20 protein-coding genes, 4 tRNA genes and 1 rRNA gene are annotated in these 23127 nt (G+C 58.9%); all 25 read left to right on the top strand.

Annotation, left to right across the window (positions count from 1 at the left end):
• Positions 1-77: ribosomal RNA gene (gene rrf, locus H6X51_RS20485) — 5S ribosomal RNA — on the top strand; the annotation flags it as partial.
• Between the two features lie 373 nt (positions 78-450).
• Positions 451-1431, top strand: coding sequence for a biotin--[acetyl-CoA-carboxylase] ligase (locus H6X51_RS10385; RefSeq protein ID WP_235991302.1), 981 nt, complete (start codon positions 451-453; stop codon positions 1429-1431).
• Positions 1421-2173: a type III pantothenate kinase gene (locus H6X51_RS10380; RefSeq protein WP_185267465.1), complete on the top strand. Its 753-nt coding sequence runs from the start codon at positions 1421-1423 to the stop codon at positions 2171-2173. Before H6X51_RS10385 ends, H6X51_RS10380 begins: the two co-directional genes overlap by 11 nt.
• Entirely contained in the window at positions 2170-2835 is a 666-nt protein-coding gene (locus H6X51_RS10375; protein ID WP_185267458.1) for a hypothetical protein, read from the top strand. Before H6X51_RS10380 ends, H6X51_RS10375 begins: the two co-directional genes overlap by 4 nt.
• Before the next feature lie 141 nt (positions 2836-2976).
• A tRNA-Tyr gene (locus H6X51_RS10370) sits at positions 2977-3061 on the top strand.
• A gap of 29 nt (positions 3062-3090) precedes the next feature.
• Positions 3091-3164: transfer RNA gene (locus H6X51_RS10365), tRNA-Gly, on the top strand.
• Between the two features lie 22 nt (positions 3165-3186).
• A tRNA-Thr gene (locus H6X51_RS10360) sits at positions 3187-3262 on the top strand.
• Positions 3263-3348: 86 nt separating this feature from the next.
• Positions 3349-4548 (top strand): elongation factor Tu, encoded by a 1200-nt coding sequence (tuf, locus tag H6X51_RS10355; RefSeq protein WP_105646772.1) that lies wholly within the window; start codon positions 3349-3351, stop codon positions 4546-4548.
• Between the two features lie 57 nt (positions 4549-4605).
• Positions 4606-4681: transfer RNA gene (locus H6X51_RS10350), tRNA-Trp, on the top strand.
• A 37-nt stretch (positions 4682-4718) separates the two neighbouring features.
• Positions 4719-5087 carry a preprotein translocase subunit SecE gene (gene secE / locus H6X51_RS10345; protein ID WP_185267457.1) on the top strand — a complete coding sequence of 123 codons (369 nt, stop codon included), beginning with the start codon at positions 4719-4721 and terminating at the stop codon, positions 5085-5087.
• 9 nt (positions 5088-5096) lie between these two features.
• A complete protein-coding gene (gene nusG / locus H6X51_RS10340) occupies positions 5097-5630 on the top strand; it encodes a transcription termination/antitermination protein NusG (protein WP_185267456.1) in 534 nt (177 codons plus the stop codon).
• A gap of 116 nt (positions 5631-5746) precedes the next feature.
• Positions 5747-6178 carry a 50S ribosomal protein L11 gene (gene rplK, locus H6X51_RS10335; protein ID WP_105646769.1) on the top strand — a complete coding sequence of 144 codons (432 nt, stop codon included), beginning with the start codon at positions 5747-5749 and terminating at the stop codon, positions 6176-6178.
• Positions 6178-6873 carry a 50S ribosomal protein L1 gene (gene rplA, locus H6X51_RS10330; RefSeq protein WP_185267455.1) on the top strand — a complete coding sequence of 232 codons (696 nt, stop codon included), beginning with the start codon at positions 6178-6180 and terminating at the stop codon, positions 6871-6873. Before rplK ends, rplA begins: the two co-directional genes overlap by 1 nt.
• A gap of 202 nt (positions 6874-7075) precedes the next feature.
• The gene (gene rplJ / locus H6X51_RS10325) at positions 7076-7576 is read left to right on the top strand and encodes a 50S ribosomal protein L10 (protein ID WP_185267454.1); all 501 of its coding nucleotides are present in this window, start codon (positions 7076-7078) and stop codon (positions 7574-7576) included.
• A gap of 82 nt (positions 7577-7658) precedes the next feature.
• Positions 7659-8030, top strand: a complete 372-nt coding sequence (gene rplL, locus H6X51_RS10320; RefSeq protein ID WP_185267453.1) for a 50S ribosomal protein L7/L12 — start codon at positions 7659-7661, stop codon at positions 8028-8030.
• A 205-nt stretch (positions 8031-8235) separates the two neighbouring features.
• Positions 8236-12306 (top strand): DNA-directed RNA polymerase subunit beta, encoded by a 4071-nt coding sequence (rpoB, locus tag H6X51_RS10315; RefSeq protein WP_185267452.1) that lies wholly within the window; start codon positions 8236-8238, stop codon positions 12304-12306.
• A 67-nt stretch (positions 12307-12373) separates the two neighbouring features.
• Complete coding sequence (gene rpoC / locus H6X51_RS10310) at positions 12374-16573, top strand: DNA-directed RNA polymerase subunit beta' (RefSeq protein WP_185267451.1); 4200 nt, start codon at positions 12374-12376, stop codon at positions 16571-16573.
• 146 nt (positions 16574-16719) lie between these two features.
• Positions 16720-17091 (top strand): 30S ribosomal protein S12, encoded by a 372-nt coding sequence (rpsL, locus tag H6X51_RS10305; protein WP_036993737.1) that lies wholly within the window; start codon positions 16720-16722, stop codon positions 17089-17091.
• A 95-nt stretch (positions 17092-17186) separates the two neighbouring features.
• Complete coding sequence (gene rpsG / locus H6X51_RS10300) at positions 17187-17660, top strand: 30S ribosomal protein S7 (RefSeq protein WP_185267450.1); 474 nt, start codon at positions 17187-17189, stop codon at positions 17658-17660.
• Positions 17661-17681: 21 nt separating this feature from the next.
• Positions 17682-19784 (top strand): elongation factor G, encoded by a 2103-nt coding sequence (gene fusA / locus H6X51_RS10295; RefSeq protein WP_185267449.1) that lies wholly within the window; start codon positions 17682-17684, stop codon positions 19782-19784.
• A gap of 33 nt (positions 19785-19817) precedes the next feature.
• Positions 19818-21017, top strand: a complete 1200-nt coding sequence (gene tuf, locus H6X51_RS10290; RefSeq protein WP_105646772.1) for an elongation factor Tu — start codon at positions 19818-19820, stop codon at positions 21015-21017.
• A gap of 154 nt (positions 21018-21171) precedes the next feature.
• Positions 21172-21483: a 30S ribosomal protein S10 gene (gene rpsJ, locus H6X51_RS10285; protein ID WP_044501102.1), complete on the top strand. Its 312-nt coding sequence runs from the start codon at positions 21172-21174 to the stop codon at positions 21481-21483.
• A gap of 94 nt (positions 21484-21577) precedes the next feature.
• On the top strand, positions 21578-22216 hold the full coding sequence (gene rplC, locus H6X51_RS10280) for a 50S ribosomal protein L3 (RefSeq protein ID WP_185267448.1): 639 nt from the start codon (positions 21578-21580) through the stop codon (positions 22214-22216).
• Between the two features lie 12 nt (positions 22217-22228).
• Positions 22229-22831, top strand: coding sequence for a 50S ribosomal protein L4 (rplD, locus tag H6X51_RS10275; RefSeq protein WP_185267447.1), 603 nt, complete (start codon positions 22229-22231; stop codon positions 22829-22831).
• Positions 22828-23124, top strand: coding sequence for a 50S ribosomal protein L23 (gene rplW, locus H6X51_RS10270; protein ID WP_105646758.1), 297 nt, complete (start codon positions 22828-22830; stop codon positions 23122-23124). The genes rplD and rplW overlap by 4 nt, the downstream gene beginning before the upstream one ends.
• Positions 23125-23127 lie beyond the last annotated feature (3 nt).

Genomic DNA, 23127 nt, shown 5'->3' with positions numbered 1-23127 from the left:
CCGAACTCAGCAGTGAAACGATGCATCGCCGATGGTAGTGTGGGGCTTCCCCATGTGAGAGTAGGTCATCGTCAAGCACCAAATAAAAAAGCCCTGCCATCTGGCAGGGCTTTTTTGTTTGTGCCTGATGCTGCCTGGTCACTACCACCGCCATGTGACAAATTCGCCGGGAGCGAATTTGGACAGCCGCAGGCTGCCCGTAGGGCGAGCGCCGGGAGGGCGCGAGTCAATGTAGGTCATCGTCAAGCTTCAAACAGAAAACCCCGATCTGGATACAGGTTGGGGTTTTTTACTTTCCGCGATCGGGGGTAGCACGTCGGGGCTACGCCTGTAGCAGCCCGTACCAGCAGATCACCCGCTGCTGAAATGCGGCCGTAGTGTTACATTTCCATTCATAAACCGGCGCGGCGGCGCTATCATGCGCAGTTCATTTTTCAAGATCGATTCGCCATGCTAGCTGCGTTGTTCAACATGATGTCCAATGGGCAGTTCCACTCTGGTGAGGAACTGGGCAAGGCGCTGGGTGTCAGTCGTGCCGCTGTCTGGAAGGCATTGAAGCGGCTGGAGGATGACGGCTTTCCGATTCAGCGGGTGCGTGGCCGGGGCTACCGTATTCCGCGGGGAGCTTGTCTGCTGGATCTGGCGGCAATCCACGCTGCCATGCCTGCAGAGTTGGTGGCGCGGATCGACTGGCAGCTGCTGGATACGGTGGACTCCACCAATGCTCAGCTGATGCGTCAACTGGCTTCGTCCGCGAATCAGCAGCAACCGCTGGCCTGTATTGCCGAGCGGCAATCTGCAGGCAAGGGGCGGCGGGGGCGGGAGTGGGTCAGCCCCTATGCGCAAAATATCTATCTTTCCCTGGCATTGCCCTTCTCTGGTGGCGCGCAGCGGCTTGAGGGGCTGAGCCTGTTGGTCGGTCTGGTCCTGGTCGAGACGCTCGAAGCCTGTGGCTTCAAGGGCTGTGCCTTGAAGTGGCCGAACGATGTTCTGCTCGATGGGCGCAAGCTGGCCGGTATCCTGGTAGAGCTCGCCGGCGATCTGACCTCGGACTGCGTGGCGATTATCGGGGTGGGCGTCAATGTGCTTATGAGTGATGCCGAGGCGGCCATCGAGCAGGCCTGGACATCCTTGTTGTTATCCCGTCAGGGTGGGCAATTGAATCGCAATCTGTTGGTCGCAGCGTTCATTCAGCGATTGCTGGCAGCGGTTCAGTTGTTCCGCGAGCAGGGCTTCGCACCTTATGTTGACGCCTGGCAGCGTCGCGATGCGTGGCGCGGTCTGCCGGTCAGGGTGGAGGCGGGGGTCAACTGCTGGTCTGGCGTGGGGCTCGGTGTAGACAGCAGGGGGGCTTTGCGGTTGGGAACTGTGGATGGTGAAGTGCTGCTCAACGGCGGTGAAGTAAGCCTGAGGCTGAATGATGATTCTTGAGCTGGATTGCGGCAACACTCTGATCAAGTGGCGTTTGCTGGATCGGGAGGGGCGTGTCCGGGACGGGGACATGGCGCCGGACCTGGTGGAACTGCAGCGTCTGCTTGGTGGCCAGGAACGCGAGATCCATGGCTGTCGTCTGGTCAGTGTGCGTTCCGAGGAAGAAACCCAGGTCATCGTCGATCAACTGACCAGCTGGCTCAAGCGCCACCCTATGCTGGCCCGACCGGGCACACAGCTGGCGGGTGTGACCAATGGCTATGCCGACACCACCCGCTTGGGGATGGATCGCTGGCTGGCCCTGGTGGCCGGTTACCAGTTGTGTGAGCGAGCCTGCGTGGTGATCGATCTGGGTACCGCTGTTACCACCGATTTCGTCGACGCCGATGGCCATCATCTCGGCGGCTATATCGCGCCAGGCAGCAAACTGCTGCGTGGCAGTCTGCTCAGTCACACGCGACTGATTCGCTATGACGACAATGTGCATGAGGATCTGGCCGAACCGCGTCCGGGCACCACGACTGCCGAAGCGGTGGAGTTCGGTTGCGGGCTGATGCTGTCAGGCTTCGTGCGTGAACAGCTGCGTATTGCCCAGCAACTGCTGGGCGATGATCCGGTGATCATTCTCACCGGCGGGGATGCGGCAAGCATGGCGCGGATTCTGCCGGAGGAGCCTCAAGTGGTATCGGATCTGGTGTTCCGTGGCCTGGCTTTGGCCTGCCCCATGGAATACGGGCCATGAAATACATTTTCCTGTCCCTACTGCTGCTGAATATCCTGTATGGCCTGTGGCAGTTGCAGAGCCGGCCGGCTGATAGTCGCGCGCCGGCTGCTGACTCCTCGCCCGTGGTGGTTGCGACGCCAGGAGAGCCAGCGCCAGATGAGGCGGCCATGCGTCCTAGGTCCGTTGCTGCAGCGCTATGTGTCAATCTTGGCCGATTCGAGACGATGAGCGAGGCGGAGCAGTTGCGGCAGCGGTTGCTGGCACTGGATGTGGCCTCGGTGGTACGGCCAAGGGAAGTGATCAGTGGTACTGATTACTGGCTAGTGATGCCGGTGGTGGGTGGCGAGCGACATGCGGTGATCCAGCTGTCGGCGCTGCAGGAGCAGGGCATCGACAGTTTTCTCATCACTCGTGGCGAGATGGCTGGTCAGTTGTCGCTTGGCGTATTCTCGCGGGAAGACTATGCGCAGCTGCGCCAGGAGCAGTTGCGTGAGCTGGGGCATGAGGTGCGCCTGCATGCCTTGAGCAAAAAACAGCAGCAATTCGTGGTGGAGGTTGGCAGTAGCGCCAGGCGCCTGGTGGACCAGGCCATGCTGTCGCGGCTGCGGGTCGATTTCCCATCGCTGCAACATCAATATCAGCCATGCACAGGCGTTGCTAACGACACGCGTATCCCCTAGAATAGCGACCGCTCCAGCGCGGCATTCGATAAATCGGAATGGCGCGAGGGGGATAAGCCCTGAATCTTTTCAAGTTGCGGTTTTTTCTAAGAAAAGTGTTGACAGGGCGGCGCCAAGTGATGAAAATGGCGCCTCTTTTGCGGAGGGGTTCCCGAGCGGTCAAAGGGATCAGACTGTAAATCTGACGGCTTAGCCTTCGAAGGTTCGAATCCTTCCCCCTCCACCAGATTTAGTATTGCCGGGCAAGGGCTCTTGGCGGGTATAGTTCAACGGTAGAACCTCAGCCTTCCAAGCTGATGGTGCGGGTTCGATTCCCGCTACCCGCTCCAGTCCGGTAGTGCGACGATGTAAGCTCATGTAGCTCAGTTGGTAGAGCACACCCTTGGTAAGGGTGAGGTCAGCGGTTCAAATCCGCTCATGAGCTCCAGTAATAAGGCAGATATGAAAATATCTGCCTTTTATTTAATGGTCGCGTGACTCGCGCATTGCATTCAGCATAGGGGATCTCTCGAGATGGCTAAAGAGAAGTTCGAACGCAGCAAACCGCACCTGAACGTGGGCACCATCGGTCACGTTGACCATGGCAAGACCACTCTGACCGCTGCCCTGACCCGCGTTTGCGCCGAAGTGTTCGGCAGCGCCGGCACCTCCAAGGGTTACGATCAGATCGATAACGCCCCTGAAGAAAAGGCGCGCGGTATCACCATCAACACCTCGCACGTAGAGTACGATTCCCCGACTCGTCACTACGCGCACGTTGATTGTCCTGGTCACGCCGACTACGTCAAGAACATGATCACCGGTGCTGCCCAGATGGACGGCGCGATCCTGGTCTGCTCCGCTGCTGACGGCCCCATGCCGCAGACCCGCGAGCACATCCTGCTGTCCCGTCAGGTAGGCGTACCCTACATTGTCGTGTTCCTGAACAAGGCCGACATGGTTGACGACGAAGAGCTGCTGGAGCTGGTGGAAATGGAAGTGCGCGATCTGCTGAGCACTTACGACTTCCCTGGCGACGACACGCCGATCATCGTTGGTTCGGCGCTGATGGCGCTGAACGGTCAGGACGACAACGGCATGGGCACCACCGCCGTCAAGACCCTGGTCGAGACTCTGGACAGCTACATTCCTGAGCCTGAGCGTGCCATCGACAAGCCGTTCCTGATGCCGATCGAAGACGTGTTCTCGATCTCCGGTCGCGGTACCGTTGTGACTGGCCGTGTTGAGCGCGGTATCGTTCGCGTCCAGGAAGAAGTGGAAATCGTTGGTATCAAGGACACCGTCAAGACTACCTGTACTGGTGTCGAGATGTTCCGCAAGCTGCTGGACGAAGGCCGTGCCGGTGAGAACGTTGGCGTTCTGCTGCGTGGTACCAAGCGTGAAGACGTTGAGCGTGGTCAGGTTCTGGCCAAGCCGGGCACCATCAAGCCGCACACCCAGTTCGAAGCTGAAGTGTACGTGCTGGGCAAGGACGAAGGTGGTCGTCACACCCCGTTCTTCAAGGGCTACCGTCCGCAGTTCTACTTCCGTACCACTGACGTGACCGGTTCCTGCGAACTGCCGGAAGGCGTGGAAATGGTCATGCCGGGCGACAACGTCAAGCTGGTTGTCACCCTGATCGCTCCGATCGCCATGGAAGACGGCCTGCGCTTCGCGATTCGCGAAGGTGGTCGTACCGTTGGCGCCGGCGTGGTTGCCAAGATCATCGCTTAATTAGCGATTGATCTTGAGATGTTGAGCCGGTATCATTGCCGGCTCAACTGCGATTACAGGCCAGTAGCTCAATTGGCAGAGCGGCGGTCTCCAAAACCGCAGGTTGGGGGTTCGATTCCCTCCTGGCCTGCCAGATTATCTGGCAAAGACAAAACAGGATTGTACGATTGATGAGCACCAAGGCAGAAACTCACGATAGCCGCTTAGATGTCCTCAAGTGGATTGTCGTGGCTATACTCGTTTTTGTCGGTGTCTACGGTAATCATCATTTCGCTGCTGAATCTGTTTTGTATCGTGCCGTAGCACTGGTTGTGCTCGGCCTGGTTGCAGGCTTCGTTGCCCTGCAGACCGAAAAAGGCAAGGCATTCTGGTCGCTGCTTAAAGAAGCGCGTATTGAAATACGCAAAGTGGTCTGGCCAACTCGTACGGAAACCACTCAGACAACCCTCATCGTTGTTGCAGTTGTGCTGATCATGGCCCTGATCCTGTGGGGGCTTGATACCCTTCTGGGTTGGATTATTTCTAAGTTCATTGGCTAAAGGTGTTCCGTGGCTAAGCGTTGGTACGTCATACATGCCTACTCGGGGTTCGAGAAGCACGTAATGCGCTCCCTGCAGGAGCGTGTCAAGCTGGCCGGCATGGAAGATCAGTTTGGCGAAATCCTGGTGCCCACCGAAGAAGTGGTGGAAATGCGCAACGGGCAGAAACGCAAGAGCGAGCGCAAGTTCTTCCCTGGTTACGTTCTGGTCCAGATGGAAATGAACGAAGGCACCTGGCACCTGGTCAAGGATACCTCCCGCGTACTCGGTTTCATCGGCGGAACCGCCGATAAGCCTGCACCCATTGCCGATCGTGAAGCAGAAGCCATTCTGCGTCGCGTGGCTGACGGCAGCGACAAGCCGAAGCCGAAGACACTGTTCGAGCCGGGCGAGGTGGTCAGGGTGACTGACGGTCCGTTCGCCGATTTCAACGGTGTTGTTGAAGAAGTGAACTATGAGAAGAGCCGTGTTCAGGTAGCTGTTCTCATTTTCGGTCGCCCCACGCCAGTGGAGCTCGAATTCGGCCAGGTCGAAAAAGGCTGAGTTCCATCGCCCGCCTGAACCCTGCAGTGCCTGAAGGCAGTGCGGGGTTTTGTTGTCAGTGGGCAATACATTAAGACGGGGAGCCGCGAGGCGCTATTACCCATTGGAGAAAACAGATGGCAAAGAAGATTCAGGCTTATATCAAGCTGCAAGTCAAGGCCGGTCAGGCTAACCCGAGTCCGCCGGTAGGTCCGGCCCTGGGTCAGCACGGCGTCAATATCATGGAATTCTGCAAGGCGTTCAACGCCAAGACCCAGGGCATGGAGCCCGGTCTGCCGACTCCCGTGATCATCACTGTTTACAGCGACCGCAGCTTCACTTTTGAAACCAAGAGTACTCCTGCTGCCGTTCTGCTGCTGAAGGCTGCTGGTGTCAAGAGCGGCTCCGCGCGTCCGAACAGTCAGAAAGTGGGTACCGTTACCCGTGCCCAAATCGAAGAGATCGCCAAGACCAAGCAGGCCGATCTGACCGCTGCCGACATGGAAGCAGCTGTGCGCACCATCGCGGGCTCGGCCCGTAGCATGGGTCTGACTGTGGAGGGTGTGTAATGGCTAAGCTGACCAAGCGTCAAAAGGCAATCAACGAGAAAGTTGATAGCACCAAGGTATACGGCTTTGAAGAAGCTGCCGCCCTGTTGGCCGAGGTTTCCAGCGTCAAGTTCGTCGAGTCTGTCGACGTGGCGGTGAACCTGGGCGTCGATCCGCGTAAATCCGACCAGGTCGTACGTGGCGCTACCCTGCTGCCCCACGGCACTGGCAAGACTGTGCGCGTTGCCGTATTCACCCAGGGTGCCAACGCTGAAGCCGCCCTGGCTGCCGGCGCCGACAAGGTAGGCATGGATGATCTGGCCGCCGAAATGAAGGCTGGTGATCTGAACTACGACGTGGTCATCGCTTCCCCGGATGCGATGCGTGTGGTTGGTCAGCTGGGTCAGGTACTGGGCCCGCGTGGCCTGATGCCGAACCCCAAGGTCGGCACCGTATCCGCCGACGTGGCCACCGCGGTGAAGAACGCCAAGGCCGGTCAGGTTCGCTACCGCACCGACAAGAACGGTATCATTCATTGCTCCGTAGGCAAGGTCGGTTTCGAGCCGGTCAAGCTGAAGGAGAACGTGGAAGCTCTGCTGGCCGATCTGAAGCGTGCCAAGCCGTCCACTTCCAAGGGCGTTTACCTGCAGCGCGTGTCCCTGAGCACCACCATGGGCCCGGGTCTGCAGGTTGATCACAGCGCTCTGAATATCTGATTCAACGACGCGCCGCTTGCGGCGCGTCAACTATTGGGGTCCCTGCCAGTTGGGGGCTGTCCAAGACCGTAGGGGGCGCAAGCCTTAAACCGGGAGCAATCCCAAGCCTACGCAGATGGTGCTCACGATTCAGTGCAGGCTGGATCAGACACCAAAACACGTCGCCCCAGGGCGATCAATGGTAAATCCAGGAGTAGAACCCGTGGCAATTAAGCTCGAAGACAAAAAGGCCATCGTCGCTGAAGTCAACGAAGCTGCCAAAGGTGCGCTGTCTGCCGTTGTGGTTGATGCCCGCGGTGTGAGCGTGTCTGCCATGACTGGTCTGCGCAAAGACGCGCGCGAAGCCGGTGTGTACGTACGTGTTGTACGTAACACCCTGCTGCGTCGTGCAGTTGAAGGCACCGAGTACGAATGCCTCAACGAAGTCTTTGTCGGTCCTACCCTTATCGCGTTCTCCAACGAGCACCCGGGCGCAGCCGCCCGTCTGTTCAAGGAATTCGCCAAGGGCCAGGACAAGTTCCAGATCAAGGCAGCCGCGTTCGAAGGCAATTACCTTGCAGCTGATCAAGTCGACAAACTGGCTTCTCTGCCGACCTACGACGAGGCTATCAGCCAGCTGATGAGCGTTATCCAAGGCGCTACCAGCAAGTTCGTTCGTACTTTGGCCGCTGTCCGCGATCAGAAGGAAGCCGAGGCTGCCTGATTGGCTGGCTAGTGCTTTGTTCGTTTGCTTTTAATGTTTTGACGACCCCAAGGGGCGTCCCCCAATACAGGAATATAGAGTCATGGCTCTGACCAACGAAGATATCATCAACGCAGTATCTGAAATGTCCGTTATGCAGGTCGTTGAACTGATCAGCGCAATGGAAGAGAAGTTCGGTGTGTCCGCTGCTGCAGCTGTTGCTGCTGGCCCGGCTGCTGGTGGCGCTGCTGCCGCTGAAGAGCAAACCGAGTTCAACGTCATCCTGACTGCCGCTGGCGACAAGAAAGTCAACGTCATCAAGGCTGTTCGTGAACTGACCGGTCTGGGCCTGAAAGAAGCCAAGGCCATGGTTGACGGCGCTCCGTCCACCATCAAGGAAGGCGTTTCCAAGGACGAGGCCGAAGCGGCCAAGAAGTCTCTGGAAGAGGCAGGTGCAGCGGTCGAGCTCAAGTAAGCTTGCGCGACCTTGCGTCGACAGTCTGATCAACGGTCAGATTGATGGCTGGTGGCCTGTGTGCCACCGGCCTTTTGCCGTTCCAGCCTGATGGGTTGCGACGGTACCACTCCAAGCGAGTGAGCAAGACAAGGTCTTGCAAGCATTTTCAGGCTTTCCCGTCAGGGGGAGCCACTCAAGCAGGTGACCAAGCTGGGGAACGCTGATGGCTTACTCATACACTGAGAAAAAACGTATCCGCAAGGACTTTGGCAAACTGCCGCATGTGATGGATGTGCCCTATCTGCTGGCTATTCAGCTGGATTCCTACCGGGAATTCCTGCAAGCCGGTGTGGATAAGGACAGCGTTCGTGATATCGGTCTGCACGCGGCCTTCAAATCTGTCTTCCCCATTATCAGCTATTCCGGTAATGCGGCGCTCGAGTATGTCGGTTACCGGCTGGGTGACCCGGCTTTCGATGTAAAGGAGTGTGTGCTGCGCGGTGTGACCTATGCGGTCCCGCTGCGGGTGAAAGTGCGCCTGATCATCTTTGATCGCGAATCGGCCAGCAAGGCGATCAAGGATATCAAGGAGCAAGAAGTCTACATGGGTGAAATACCCCTGATGACCGAGAACGGTACCTTCGTGATCAATGGTACCGAGCGTGTGATCGTCTCCCAGCTGCATCGCAGCCCGGGTGTGTTCTTCGACCATGACCGTGGCAAGACGCACAGTTCCGGCAAGCTGCTGTATTCCGCCCGCGTGATTCCCTACCGCGGTTCCTGGCTGGACTTCGAGTTCGATCCCAAAGATGCGGTGTTCGTCCGTATTGACCGTCGCCGTAAGCTGCCGGCGTCGGTGCTGCTGCGCGCGCTGGGCTATCAGACCGAGGAAATCCTCGACATCTTCTACGACACCAACAAGTTCGAGGTGCAGGGCGAGAGCCTGCAGCTGGAGCTGGTACCGCAGCGCCTGCGCGGTGAGATCGCCACTTTCGATATCACTGACGGCAAAGGCAAGGTCATCGTCGAGAAGGGCCGCCGGATTACCGCGCGCCATATCAACCAGCTGGAAAAAGCCGGTATCAACAGCCTGGAAGTGCCCTACGACTACCTGGTTGGCCGTACCATCGCCAAGACCGTGGTGCACCCGGCGACCGGCGAAATTCTGGTTGACTGCAACACCGAGATCAGCGTCGATCTGATCGACAAGCTGGTCAAGGCGCAGATTTCGCAGATCGAAACCCTGTACACCAACGACATCGATTGCGGTCCGTTCATCTCCGATACCCTGCGTATCGATACCACCACCAGCCAGCTCGAAGCGCTGGTGGAGATCTACCGCATGATGCGTCCCGGCGAGCCGCCGACCAAGGATGCCGCCGAAACCCTGTTCGGTAACCTGTTCTTCAGCAGCGACCGCTACGACCTGTCCGCCGTCGGCCGCATGAAGTTCAACCGCCGTATCGGCCGCGAGGAAATCGAAGGCGCCGGCGTACTGAGCAAGGAAGATATCATCGAGGTGCTCAAGACCCTGGTCGATATCCGTAACGGCAAGGGTGTGGTCGACGATATCGATCACCTGGGTAACCGTCGCATCCGCTCGGTTGGCGAAATGGCCGAGAACCAGTTCCGTGTGGGCCTGGTACGCGTTGAGCGCGCCGTGAAGGAACGCCTGTCCATGGCCGAAAGCGAAGGCCTGATGCCGCAGGACCTGATCAACGCCAAGCCGGTGGCTGCCGCGGTCAAGGAATTCTTCGGTTCCAGCCAGCTGTCGCAGTTCATGGACCAGAACAACCCGCTGTCCGAGATTACCCACAAGCGCCGTGTGTCCGCGCTTGGGCCGGGCGGTCTGACCCGTGAGCGCGCCGGCTTCGAAGTGCGTGACGTACACCCGACCCACTATGGTCGTGTATGTCCGATCGAAACCCCGGAAGGTCCGAACATCGGTCTGATCAACTCGTTGGCGACCTATGCGCGTACCAACGAGTACGGCTTCCTGGAAAGTCCCTATCGCCGCGTCAAGGACACCGTTGTTACCGACGAGATCGTGTTCCTGTCGGCCATCGAGGAGGCTGACCATGTCATCGCCCAGGCCAGTGCCGAGGTACGTGATGGCAAGCTGGTCGAAGAGCTGGTCGCGGTTCGTCACATGAACGAGTTCAGCGTCAAGGCGCCGGAAGAAGTCACCCTGATGGACGTATCGCCGCGTCAGGTCGTGTCGGTCGCCGCCTCGCTGATCCCGTTCCTCGAACACGATGACGCCAACCGTGCCCTCATGGGTTCGAACATGCAGCGCCAGGCTGTACCGACCCTGCGTGCCGAGAAGCCGCTGGTAGGTACCGGTATGGAGCGCAACGTGGCGCTGGACTCCGGTGTCTGCGTGACCGCCCGCCGTGGTGGTGTGGTCGACTCGGTGGATGCTAGTCGTATCGTTATCCGTGTGAACGACGACGAGGTCGAGGCCGGTGAGGCCGGTGTGGATATCTACACCCTGACCAAGTACACCCGTTCCAACCAGAACACCTGCATCAACCAGCGTCCGCTGGTGAAGAAAGGTGATGTGGTGGCGATCAAGGACATTCTCGCCGACGGTTCCTCCGTCGATATGGGTGAGCTGGCCCTGGGCCAGAACATGCGCGTGGCGTTCATGCCGTGGAACGGCTACAACTTCGAGGACTCGATCCTCGTTTCCGAGCGTGTGGTTCAGGAAGACCGCTTCACCACCATCCACATCCAGGAACTGACCTGCGTATCCCGTGACACCAAGCTGGGGCCGGAGGAGATCACCTCGGACATCCCCAACGTCGGTGAAGCGGCGCTGGGCAAGCTGGATGAGGCCGGTATCGTCTACGTCGGCGCCGAAGTCGGCCCGGGCGACATCCTGGTCGGCAAGGTCACGCCCAAGGGCGAGACCCAACTGACGCCGGAAGAGAAACTGCTGCGCGCGATCTTCGGTGAAAAGGCCTCCGATGTGAAGGATACCTCCCTGCGCGTGCCGACCGGCACCAAGGGTACCGTCATCGACGTGCAGGTATTCACCCGCGATGGCGTCGAGCGCGACAGCCGTGCGCTGGCCATCGAGAAGCAGCAGCTCGACGAGATCCGCAAGGATCTGCAGGAAGAGTTCCGCATCATCGAGACAGCAGCGTTCGAGCGTCTCGGTGCGGCGCTGATCGGGCAGTCCGCCGAAGGTGGCGCTGGCCTGAAGAAAGGTACCGCGTTGACCGCCGAGATCCTCGAAGGTATCGAGCGTGGCCAGTGGTTCAAGCTGCGCATGAGCGATGATGCGCTCAACGAGCAGCTGGAGCGCACCCAGGCCTACCTGATCGATCGCCGCAAGATGCTCGACGAGAAGTTCGAGGACAAGAAACGCAAGCTGCAGCAGGGCGACGACCTGGCGCCGGGCGTACTGAAGATCGTCAAGGTCTACCTGGCGATCAAGCGTCGCATCCAGCCGGGTGACAAGATGGCTGGTCGCCACGGTAACAAGGGTGTCATCTCGGTGATCATGCCGATCGAGGACATGCCGCATGACGAGAACGGCACGCCGGTGGATATCGTGCTCAACCCGCTGGGTGTACCGTCGCGGATGAACGTCGGTCAGATCCTGGAAACCCACCTGGGCCTGGCGGCCAAGGGCCTGGGCGAAAAGATCAACCGCATGCTGGAAGAGCAGCGCAAGATTGCCGAGCTGCGCGAGTTCCTCGACGAGGTGTACAACAAGGTTGGTGGTCGCCAGGAAAACCTGGATGCCCTCAATGACCAGGAAGTCATCGACCTGGCCAACAACCTGCGCGCTGGTGTGCCCATGGCCACAGCGGTGTTTGATGGCGCCGAAGAGGTCGAGATCAAGCACATGCTGCGCCTGGCGGACCTGCCGGACAGCGGTCAGATGCGCCTGTACGATGGCCGTACCGGCAATGCATTCGATCGCCCGGTCACCGTCGGCTACATGTACATGCTCAAGCTGAACCACCTGGTCGACGACAAGATGCACGCCCGTTCGACCGGTTCCTACAGCCTGGTAACACAGCAGCCGCTGGGTGGTAAGGCCCAGTTCGGTGGTCAGCGTTTCGGTGAGATGGAGGTCTGGGCCCTGGAAGCCTATGGCGCAGCCTACACCCTGCAGGAAATGCTGACCGTGAAATCGGATGACGTGAACGGCCGGACCAAGATGTACAAGAACATCGTGGACGGCGACCATCGCATGGAGGCCGGCATGCCGGAGTCCTTCAACGTGCTGGTCAAGGAAATCCGTTCGCTGGCCATCGATATCGACCTGGAATCCGAATAACCACCGACTGCCCACGTCTCGGGCGGCGCGATCCGCCGCCCTTGAGACACTGCGAGGAGTATAGGCCTTGAAAGACTTATTGAACCTGCTCAAGTCCCAAGGACAGATTGAAGAGTTCGATTCCATCCGAATCGGCTTGGCATCGCCGGAAATGATCCGGTCCTGGTCCTACGGCGAAGTGAAAAAGCCGGAAACCATCAACTACCGTACCTTCAAACCGGAGCGTGACGGCCTGTTCTGCGCCAAGATCTTTGGCCCGGTCAAGGACTACGAGTGCCTGTGCGGCAAGTACAAGCGCCTCAAGCACCGTGGCGTGATCTGCGAGAAGTGCGGCGTGGAAGTCGCCCTGGCCAAGGTGCGTCGTGAGCGCATGGGCCACATCGAGCTGGCTTCGCCGGTCGCGCACATCTGGTTCCTGAAATCCCTGCCGTCCCGGATCGGTCTGCTGCTGGACATGACCCTGCGCGATATCGAGCGGGTACTGTATTTCGAAAGCTATGTGGTGATCGAGCCGGGTCTGACCACGCTGGAGAAGGGCCAGCTGCTGAACGATGAGCAGTACTTCGAAGCGCTGGAAGAGTTCGGTGACGAGTTCGACGCGCGCATGGGTGCCGAAGCGGTATTCCAGCTGCTGACCGCGATGGATCTGGATCACGAGATCGGCCGCCTGCGTGAGGAAATTCCGCAGACCACCTCGGAAACCAAGATCAAGAAGCTGTCCAAGCGTCTGAAGCTGATGGAAGCCTTCCACGGCTCCGGCAACAAGCCGGAGTGGATGGTCATGACCGTGCTGCCGGTACTGCCGCCGGACCTGCGTCCGCTGGTACCGCTGGACGGTGGCCGCTTCGCCACCTCGGACCTGAACGACCTGTACCGCCGGGTGATCAACCGTAACAACCGTCTCAAGCGCCTGCTTGATCTGTCGGCGCCCGACATCATCGTGCGCAACGAGAAGCGCATGCTGCAGGAGTCGGTGGATGCGTTGCTGGACAACGGCCGTCGCGGTCGTGCCATCACCGGTACCAACAAGCGCCCGCTGAAATCCCTGGCCGACATGATCAAGGGCAAGCAGGGTCGTTTCCGTCAGAACCTGCTGGGCAAGCGCGTCGACTACTCCGGTCGTTCGGTGATCGTGGTTGGTCCGACCCTGCGTCTGCACCAGTGCGGTCTGCCGAAGAAAATGGCCCTGGAACTGTTCAAGCCGTTCATCTTCGGCAAGCTGGAACACCGTGGCCTGGCGACCACCATCAAGGCCGCCAAGAAGATGGTCGAGCGTGAGCTGCCCGAGGTCTGGGATATCCTCGCCGAAGTCATCCGCGAACATCCGGTACTGCTGAACCGTGCCCCGACCCTGCACCGTCTGGGTATCCAGGCGTTCGAGCCGGTGCTGATCGAAGGTAAGGCCATCCAGCTGCACCCGCTGGTGTGTGCGGCGTACAACGCCGACTTCGACGGTGACCAGATGGCCGTGCACGTACCGCTGACCCTGGAAGCCCAGCTGGAAGCCCGTGCGCTGATGATGTCGACCAACAACATCCTGTCGCCGGCCAGCGGCGAGCCGATCATCGTGCCGTCGCAGGACGTGGTTCTGGGGCTGTACTACATGACCCGTTCGCATATCAATGCGCGCGGTGAAGGCATGCGTTTCAGCAGCATTGCCGAAGTCGAAATGGCCTATCGCAGCGGCCAGGTCGAACTGCATGCGCTGGTCAAGGTACGCATTACCGAGACCGTCAAGCACCAGGACGGCAGCACGGTAACCGAAACCCGTATCGTCGACACCACTGTCGGTCGTGCACTGCTGTTCCAGATCCTGCCCGAGGGGCTGCCCTTCGCGCTGGTCGATCAGCCGTTGAAGAAGAAGGCGATCTCCAAGCTGATCAACACCAGCTACCGGGTGGTGGGTCTGAAGGAAACCGTGATCTTCGCTGACCAGTTGATGTACACCGGTTTCGCCTACTCGACCATTTCCGGTGCCTCGATCGGTGTCAACGACTTCGAGATTCCGCAGGAGAAGGCGGACATCATCGAGCGTGCCACCGCCGAAGTGAAGGAAATCGAGGACCAGTATGCCTCGGGTCTGGTTACCGCCGGCGAGAAGTACAACAAGGTCATCGACCTGTGGTCCCGTGCCAACGATGAAATTTCCAAGGCGATGATGGACAACCTGAAGGTTGACCGTGTCCTCGACCGCGAAGGCAAGGAAGTGGACCAGGAGTCCTTCAACTCCATGTACATGATGGCTGACTCCGGTGCCCGGGGCTCGGCGGCACAGATTCGCCAGCTGGCCGGTATGCGTGGCCTGATGGCCAAGCCGGACGGCTCGATCATCGAGACGCCGATCATCGCCAACTTCCGTGAGGGTCTGAACGTACTGCAGTACTTCATCTCCACCCACGGTGCCCGTAAGGGTCTGGCCGATACGGCACTGAAGACCGCCAACTCCGGTTACCTGACCCGTCGTCTGGTCGATGTGGCCCAGGATCTGGTGATCACCGAAGTGGACTGTGGCACCGACCAGGGTCTGGTGATGAAGCCGCATATCGAAGGTGGCGACATCGTCGAGCCGCTGGGTGAGCGGGTCCTGGGTCGGGTCATCGCCCGCGACGTGCTCAAGCCGGGCACCGACGAGGTGATCGTGAATGCCGGTACCTTGATCGACGAGCAGTGGGTCGAGTTCCTCGAAACCAACAGTGTCGATGAAGTGCTGGTACGTTCGCCGATCACCTGTGAAACCCGCTACGGTGTGTGCTCCACCTGCTATGGTCGCGACCTGGCCCGTGGGCACCAGATCAACATCGGTGAGGCAGTGGGTGTCATCGCTGCCCAGTCGATCGGTGAGCCGGGTACCCAGCTGACCATGCGTACCTTCCACATCGGTGGTGCGGCCAGCCGGACCGCCGCGCAGGACAGCGTTCAGGTCAAGAGCGCCGGTACCATTCGTCTGCACAACCTCAAGCATGTGGTGCGTGACGATGGTGCGCTGGTTGCCGTGTCCCGTTCCGGTGAGCTGGCCCTGGCCGACGAGTTCGGTCGTGAGCGCGAGCGCTACAAGCTGCCTTACGGTGCAGTGATCTCCATCCATGAGGGTGAGCAGGTCCAGGCCGGGCAGGTGGTGGTCAAGTGGGACCCGCACACCCACCCGATCGTGACCGAAATCGCCGGTACCGTGCAGTTCGTGGGCATGGAGGAGGGTATCACCATCCGCCGCCAGACCGACGAGCTGACCGGCCTGAGCAACATCGAGGTGATGGCGGTACACGAGCGGCCGTCCGCTGGTAAGGATATCCGTCCGACCATCAAGCTGATCGGCAGCGACGGCAAGGAACTGATGCTGCCGGGTACCGATGTGCCGGCGCAGTACTTCCTGCCGGAGAAGACCCAGGTCAACCTGTCCGATGGGGCGCAGGTAACCATTGGTGACGTTATCGCGCGTATCCCGCGGGAAACCTCCAAGACCCGCGATATCACCGGGGGTCTGCCGCGCGTGGCGGATCTGTTCGAGGCGCGCCGTCCGAAGGAGCCGTCCATCCTGGCGGAAGTCAGCGGGACCATTTCCTTCGGCAAGGAAACCAAGGGCAAGCGTCGCCTGGTGATCACCCCCACCGATGGCAGCGATCCGTACGAGGAGCTGATTCCGAAGTGGCGTCACCTGAACGTGTTCGAGGGTGAGCAGGTCACCAAGGGTGAGGTTATCTCCGATGGTCCGAGCAACCCGCACGATATCCTGCGTCTGCTGGGTGTCAGCGAGCTGGCCAAGTACATCGTCAACGAGATCCAGGACGTGTACCGCCTGCAGGGTGTGAAGATCAACGACAAGCACATCGAGGTGACCATCCGTCAGATGCTGCGCAAGGTCGAGATCACCGAGTCCGGCGATTCCAGCTTCATCAAGGGTGACCAGGTCGAGCTGACCCAGGTGCTGGAAGAGAACGAGACGCTGGCGACGCAGGACAAGTTCCCGGCCAAGTACGAGCGCGTGCTGCTGGGTATCACCAAGGCCTCGCTGTCGACCGAATCGTTCATTTCGGCGGCCTCCTTCCAGGAGACCACCCGCGTGCTGACCGAGGCTGCCGTCACCGGCAAGCGCGATCATCTGCGCGGTCTGAAGGAAAACGTGGTGGTCGGTCGTCTGATTCCGGCCGGTACCGGTCTGGCCTATCACGCCGAGCGCAAGCGTCAGCGCATGGCTGACAAGCCGACCAAGGTAAGTGCAAGTGAAGTCGAGCAGGCACTGTCCGATGCGCTGAATTTCAGCGGCAACTAGGTAGTGTCACCCGTCGCGGACCGCGGCGGGTGTGCTTGACGCTCAGGGGCGGGGTCTATAGAATTCCGTACCCCTAAAATAGGCGGGGCATTTTGCCCTGCCGTTTTATTTAATATGTCCCAGGGACATCTATGGAGTTTTGCTAGATGGCAACAATCAACCAGCTGGTTCAAAAGCCGCGCAAGCGTGTTGCTGAAAAAAGCGACGTGCCCGCGCTGCAGAACTGCCCGCAGCGTCGCGGTGTATGTACTCGCGTATATACCACCACGCCGAAGAAGCCGAACTCGGCTCTGCGTAAGGTCTGCCGTGTGCGCCTGACCAACGGCTTCGAAGTTTCTTCCTATATCGGTGGTGAAGGCCACAACCTGCAAGAGCACAGCGTCGTTCTGATTCGCGGCGGCCGTGTAAAAGACTTGCCGGGTGTGCGTTACCACACTGTTCGCGGTTCGCTGGACACCTCCGGTGTCAAAGACCGTAAGCAGGGTCGTTCCAAGTACGGCGCCAAGCGTCCGAAGTAATTGAATTCATTTAACCTGAGTCGATAAGAGTAAGGTCAGGCGTAACCATATTGTTGCAGTCCTGAGCTAACCTGAAGACCGTTTGAGGGCTTATCATGCCAAGACGTCGTGTAGCGGCAAAACGTGAGATCCTGCCAGAACCAAAATATGGCAGCCAGATTCTCGCCAAATTCATGAACCATGTAATGGAAAGCGGCAAGAAATCCACCGCTGAGCGCATCGTGTACGGTGCTCTGGAAAAAGTCAAAGAGCGTACCAAGACTGATGATCCGGTCGAGCTGTTCGAAAAGGCACTCGATGCCATCGCGCCGCTGGTCGAGGTCAAGTCGCGCCGTGTAGGTGGTGCCACCTACCAGGTTCCGGTTGAAGTGCGTCCCTCCCGCCGCAATGCCCTGGCAATGCGCTGGCTGGTAGATGCTGCCCGTAAGCGTGGCGAGAAGTCGATGGATCTGCGCCTTGCTGGTGAACTGCTTGATGCATCCGAAGGCAAAGGTTCTGCGGTCAAGAAGCGTGAAGACGTGCACCGTATGGCTGAAGCTAACAAAGCCTTCTCCCACTATCGCTTCTAAACAACGACTCAGGAGACTATCGTGGCTCGTACAACCCCGATCAATCTGTACCGAAATATCGGTATTTGTGCGCACGTCGATGCGGGCAAAACCACAACCACGGAACGGATCCTGTTCTACACCGGCGTCAACCACAAGATGGGTGAAACCCATGATGGCGCCAGTACCACTGACTGGATGGCGCAGGAGCAGGAGCGTGGTATCACCATTACCTCTGCTGCGGTAACCGCCTTCTGGCAGGGTTCCGAGAAGCAGTACAAGCAGCACCGCGTAAACGTCATCGACACCCCCGGCCACGTTGACTTCACCATCGAAGTAGAGCGTTCCCTGCGCGTGCTCGACGGCGCGGTCGTGGTATTCTGCGGCACCTCCGGGGTTGAGCCGCAGTCCGAGACCGTATGGCGTCAGGCCAACAAGTACGGTGTGCCGCGTATTGTCTACGTGAACAAGCTGGACCGTCAGGGTGCCAACTTCCTGCGCGTGGTCGAGCAGATCAAGAAGCGCCTGGGTCACACCCCGGTGCCGCTGCAGCTGCAGATCGGTTCGGAAGAGAACTTCGCAGGTCAGGTCGATCTGCTGCGCATGAAGGCTATCTACTGGAACGATGCCGACATGGGTATGACCTTCCGTGAGGAAGAGATCCCGGAAGACATGGTCGAGCTGGCCAATCAGTACCGCGAGAATCTGGTCGAAGCAGCTGCCGAAGCCAACGAAGAGCTGATGAACAAGTACCTGGAAGAGGGCGAACTGACTCTGGAAGAGATCAAGGCCGGTCTGCGTCAGCGTACCCTTGCCAGCGAAATCGTTCCCGCTGTCTGCGGTTCCTCGTTCAAGAACAAGGGTGTGCCGCTGGTGCTGGACGCCGTTATCGACTTCCTGCCGGCCCCTGATGAGGTCGAGGCCATCAAGGGTGTACACCCGGATGACGACGAGAAGACCGATCAGCGTATTTCCAGTGACGACGAGCCTTTCGCCGCACTGGCGTTCAAGATCGCTACCGACCCCTTCGTTGGTACCCTGACCTTCGTTCGCGTGTACTCCGGCGTACTGGCTTCCGGTGACTCGGTGATCAACTCGGTCAAGGGCAAGAAGGAGCGCGTCGGCCGTATGGTGCAGATGCAGGCCAACAACCGCGAAGAAATCAAGGAAGTGCGCGCTGGTGACATCGCTGCCCTGATCGGCATGAAGGATGTGACCACCGGTGACACCCTGTGCGATATGGAAAAGCAGATCGTACTGGAGCGCATGGAATTCCCCGAGCCGGTAATCCATGTTGCCGTCGAGCCGAAGACCAAGGCCGACCAGGAGAAGATGGGTATCGCTCTGGGCAAACTGGCCCAGGAAGATCCGTCCTTCCGCGTGCGTACTGACGAGGAATCCGGCCAGACCATCATCGGTGGTATGGGTGAGCTGCACCTGGACATCATCGTTGACCGCATGAAGCGCGAGTTCAACGTTGAGGCCAACATCGGCAAGCCGCAGGTGGCCTATCGCGAAGCGATTCGCAATACTTGTGAAATCGAAGGCAAGTTCGTGCGCCAGTCCGGTGGTCGTGGTCAGTTCGGTCACGTCTGGATTCGCTTCGAGCCGGCTGATGAAGCTGCCGAAGGTCTGGTTTTCGCCAGCGAAGTGGTTGGTGGTGTGGTACCCAAGGAATACATTCCTGCGGTACAGAAGGGCATTGATGAGCAGATGAAGAACGGTGTTCTCGCCGGTTACCCCCTGCTCAGCCTCAAGGCAACCATCTTTGATGGTTCTTATCATGATGTGGACTCGAACGAAATGGCGTTCAAGATCGCCGCTTCCATGGCCACCAAGCAGTTGGCCCAGAAAGGCGGTGCTGTTCTGCTCGAGCCGATCATGAAAGTTGAAGTAGTGACCCCTGAGGACTACATGGGTGACGTGATGGGTGACCTCAACCGTCGTCGTGGTCTGGTCCAGGGTATGGAAGACTCTCCCTCCGGGAAGGTCATCCGTGCTGAGGTTCCGCTGGGTGAGATGTTTGGTTACGCCACGGATGTACGCTCCATGTCCCAAGGACGCGCGAGCTACTCCATGGAGTTCTCCAAATACGCCGAGGCTCCCTCGAACATCGTTGACGCTATTATCAAGAAGCAAGGTTGATTGCTTCCTGGCTAATTCAAGAGGTTACTAATCGTGGCAAAAGAAAAGTTTGAACGCAGCAAACCGCACCTGAACGTGGGCACCATCGGTCACGTTGACCATGGCAAGACCACTCTGACCGCTGCCCTGACCCGCGTTTGCGCCGAAGTGTTCGGCAGCGCCGGCACCTCCAAGGGTTACGATCAGATCGATAACGCCCCTGAAGAAAAGGCGCGCGGTATCACCATCAACACCTCGCACGTAGAGTACGATTCCCCGACTCGTCACTACGCGCACGTTGATTGTCCTGGTCACGCCGACTACGTCAAGAACATGATCACCGGTGCTGCCCAGATGGACGGCGCGATCCTGGTCTGCTCCGCTGCTGACGGCCCCATGCCGCAGACCCGCGAGCACATCCTGCTGTCCCGTCAGGTAGGCGTACCCTACATTGTCGTGTTCCTGAACAAGGCCGACATGGTTGACGACGAAGAGCTGCTGGAGCTGGTGGAAATGGAAGTGCGCGATCTGCTGAGCACTTACGACTTCCCTGGCGACGACACGCCGATCATCGTTGGTTCGGCGCTGATGGCGCTGAACGGTCAGGACGACAACGGCATGGGCACCACCGCCGTCAAGACCCTGGTCGAGACTCTGGACAGCTACATTCCTGAGCCTGAGCGTGCCATCGACAAGCCGTTCCTGATGCCGATCGAAGACGTGTTCTCGATCTCCGGTCGCGGTACCGTTGTGACTGGCCGTGTTGAGCGCGGTATCGTTCGCGTCCAGGAAGAAGTGGAAATCGTTGGTATCAAGGACACCGTCAAGACTACCTGTACTGGTGTCGAGATGTTCCGCAAGCTGCTGGACGAAGGCCGTGCCGGTGAGAACGTTGGCGTTCTGCTGCGTGGTACCAAGCGTGAAGACGTTGAGCGTGGTCAGGTTCTGGCCAAGCCGGGCACCATCAAGCCGCACACCCAGTTCGAAGCTGAAGTGTACGTGCTGGGCAAGGACGAAGGTGGTCGTCACACCCCGTTCTTCAAGGGCTACCGTCCGCAGTTCTACTTCCGTACCACTGACGTGACCGGTTCCTGCGAACTGCCGGAAGGCGTGGAAATGGTCATGCCGGGCGACAACGTCAAGCTGGTTGTCACCCTGATCGCTCCGATCGCCATGGAAGACGGCCTGCGCTTCGCGATTCGCGAAGGTGGTCGTACCGTTGGCGCCGGCGTGGTTGCCAAGATCATCGCCTGATGATCCAGCTGTAAACAAGAGCCCCCGATGATCGGGGGCTTTTGTATTGTGGTTGACACTGGGCTGGTGCGTCTGTAATATTGCGCCTCCCTTGGATGGGCCCGCCTGTGTCTGGGTGTGCTCTGAAGAATTGAAACTTGGAGTTTCTGGTCAAATGCAGAACCAACAGATTCGTATTCGGTTGAAGGCTTTTGACCATCGCCTGATAGATCAATCAACCCAGGAAATCGTGGATACCGCGAAACGTACTGGGGCTCAGGTGCGTGGTCCGATACCTTTGCCGACACGCAAAGAGCGTTTTACCGTGCTGATTTCTCCGCACGTCAACAAAGATGCCCGGGATCAATATGAAATTCGTACCCACAAGCGGGTACTGGATATCGTTCAGCCCACCGACAAGACTGTCGATGCGCTGATGAAACTGGACCTTGCAGCTGGCGTTGAGGTTCAGATCAGCCTCGGCTGATAGCCCCACACGACGGGGGCTATCCAGCCGTGTAACGCCCTGAAATGGGCGGCCATAGCGGGTAATAGCCCCGTGCACTCATGAGGTTTACAACATGACTATTGGTGTAGTCGGCCGGAAATGCGGTATGACCCGCGTTTTCACTGAAGATGGTGTTTCCATTCCTGTTACGGTGGTCGAGGTCGAGCCAAACCGTATCACTCAAGTCAAGTCCCTGGATAAGGACGGCTATCAGGCTGTTCAGATCACCGTGGGCGAGCGTCGCGCCAGTCGCGTCAGCAAGCCGATGGCCGGGCATTTTGCCAAAGCCAATACTGCTGCAGGTCGCAGCGTATGCGAATTCCGCCTGGAAGAAGGTGCCGAATTCGACGCGGGTGCAGAAATCACCGTTGGTATTTTCGAAGCGGGCCAGAAAGTCGACGTTACCGGTCAGTCCAAAGGTAAGGGCTTTGCCGGTACCATCAAGCGCTGGAATTTCCGCGGCCAGGATGCCACCCACGGTAACTCCCTGTCCCACCGTGTTCCGGGTTCCATTGGCCAGTGCCAAACCCCCGGTCGCGTATTCAAGGGCAAGAAAATGGCCGGACACATGGGCGCCAGACAAGTGACTGTGCAGACCCTGGAAATCGTACGTGTCGACGCCGAACGTAACCTGCTGCTGATCAAGGGCCCGGTTCCCGGCGCACCCGGCAGCGACGTTATTGTCCGCCCGGCCGTCAAGGTCAAGGGTTAAGGGGGAGTCCAGATGAATTTGAATGTAGCTGGTGCGAGCGCGATCGAAGTATCCGATCTGGCCTTCGCCACCGAGTTTAACGAGACCCTGGTTCACCAAGCCGTTGTTGCCTACATGGCTGGTGGTCGTCAGGGCACCAAGCAGCAGAAGACCCGCTCCGAAGTGTCCGGTGGCGGCAAGAAGCCCTGGCGCCAGAAAGGCACCGGTCGCGCTCGTGCCGGTACCATCCGCAGCCCGATCTGGCGCGGGGGCGGTACCACTTTTGCAGCTCGTCCGCGCAACCATGAGCAGAAGCTCAACCGGAAGATGTATCGTGGCGCCATGCGCTCGATCCTGTCCGAGCTGGTGCGTCAGGATCGCCTGGTCGTGGTTGACAGCTTCGGTGTCGAAGCGCCCAAGACCAAGGCCCTGGTTGGCAAGCTCAAGGAGCTGAGCCTGGAGAACGTGCTGATCGTTACCGATAGCCTGGATACCAACCTGTACCTGGCTGCACGTAACCTGCCGCATGTCGATGTGCGTGACGTGCAGGGTTCCGACCCGGTCAGCCTGATCGCTTACGACAAGGTACTGATCACCGTGCCTGCTGTTAAGAAGTTCGAGGAGATGCTGGGATGAACCAAGAGCGCATTTTCAAAGTACTGCTTGGCCCGCATGTATCCGAGAAGGCTACCGTGCTGGCTGACAGCAAGAACCAGATCGTGTTCAAGGTGGACACCACCGCGACCAAGCTGGAAATCAAGAAAGCCGTTGAGCAACTGTTCAACGTCAAGGTCGACAGCGTGTCGACTCTGAATGTCAAAGGCAAGACCAAGCGAACCGTTCGCGGCCTGGGCAAGCGTAATGACTGGAAGAAGGCCTATGTCAGCCTGCAGCCCGGTCAGGACATCGACTTTGCCAGCGCTGAATAAGAC

The sequence above is a fragment of the Halopseudomonas xiamenensis genome (assembly GCF_014219065.1).
Classification (GTDB): domain Bacteria; phylum Pseudomonadota; class Gammaproteobacteria; order Pseudomonadales; family Pseudomonadaceae; genus Halopseudomonas; species Halopseudomonas xiamenensis.
This window is presented reverse-complemented; position numbering and strand designations above follow the sequence as displayed.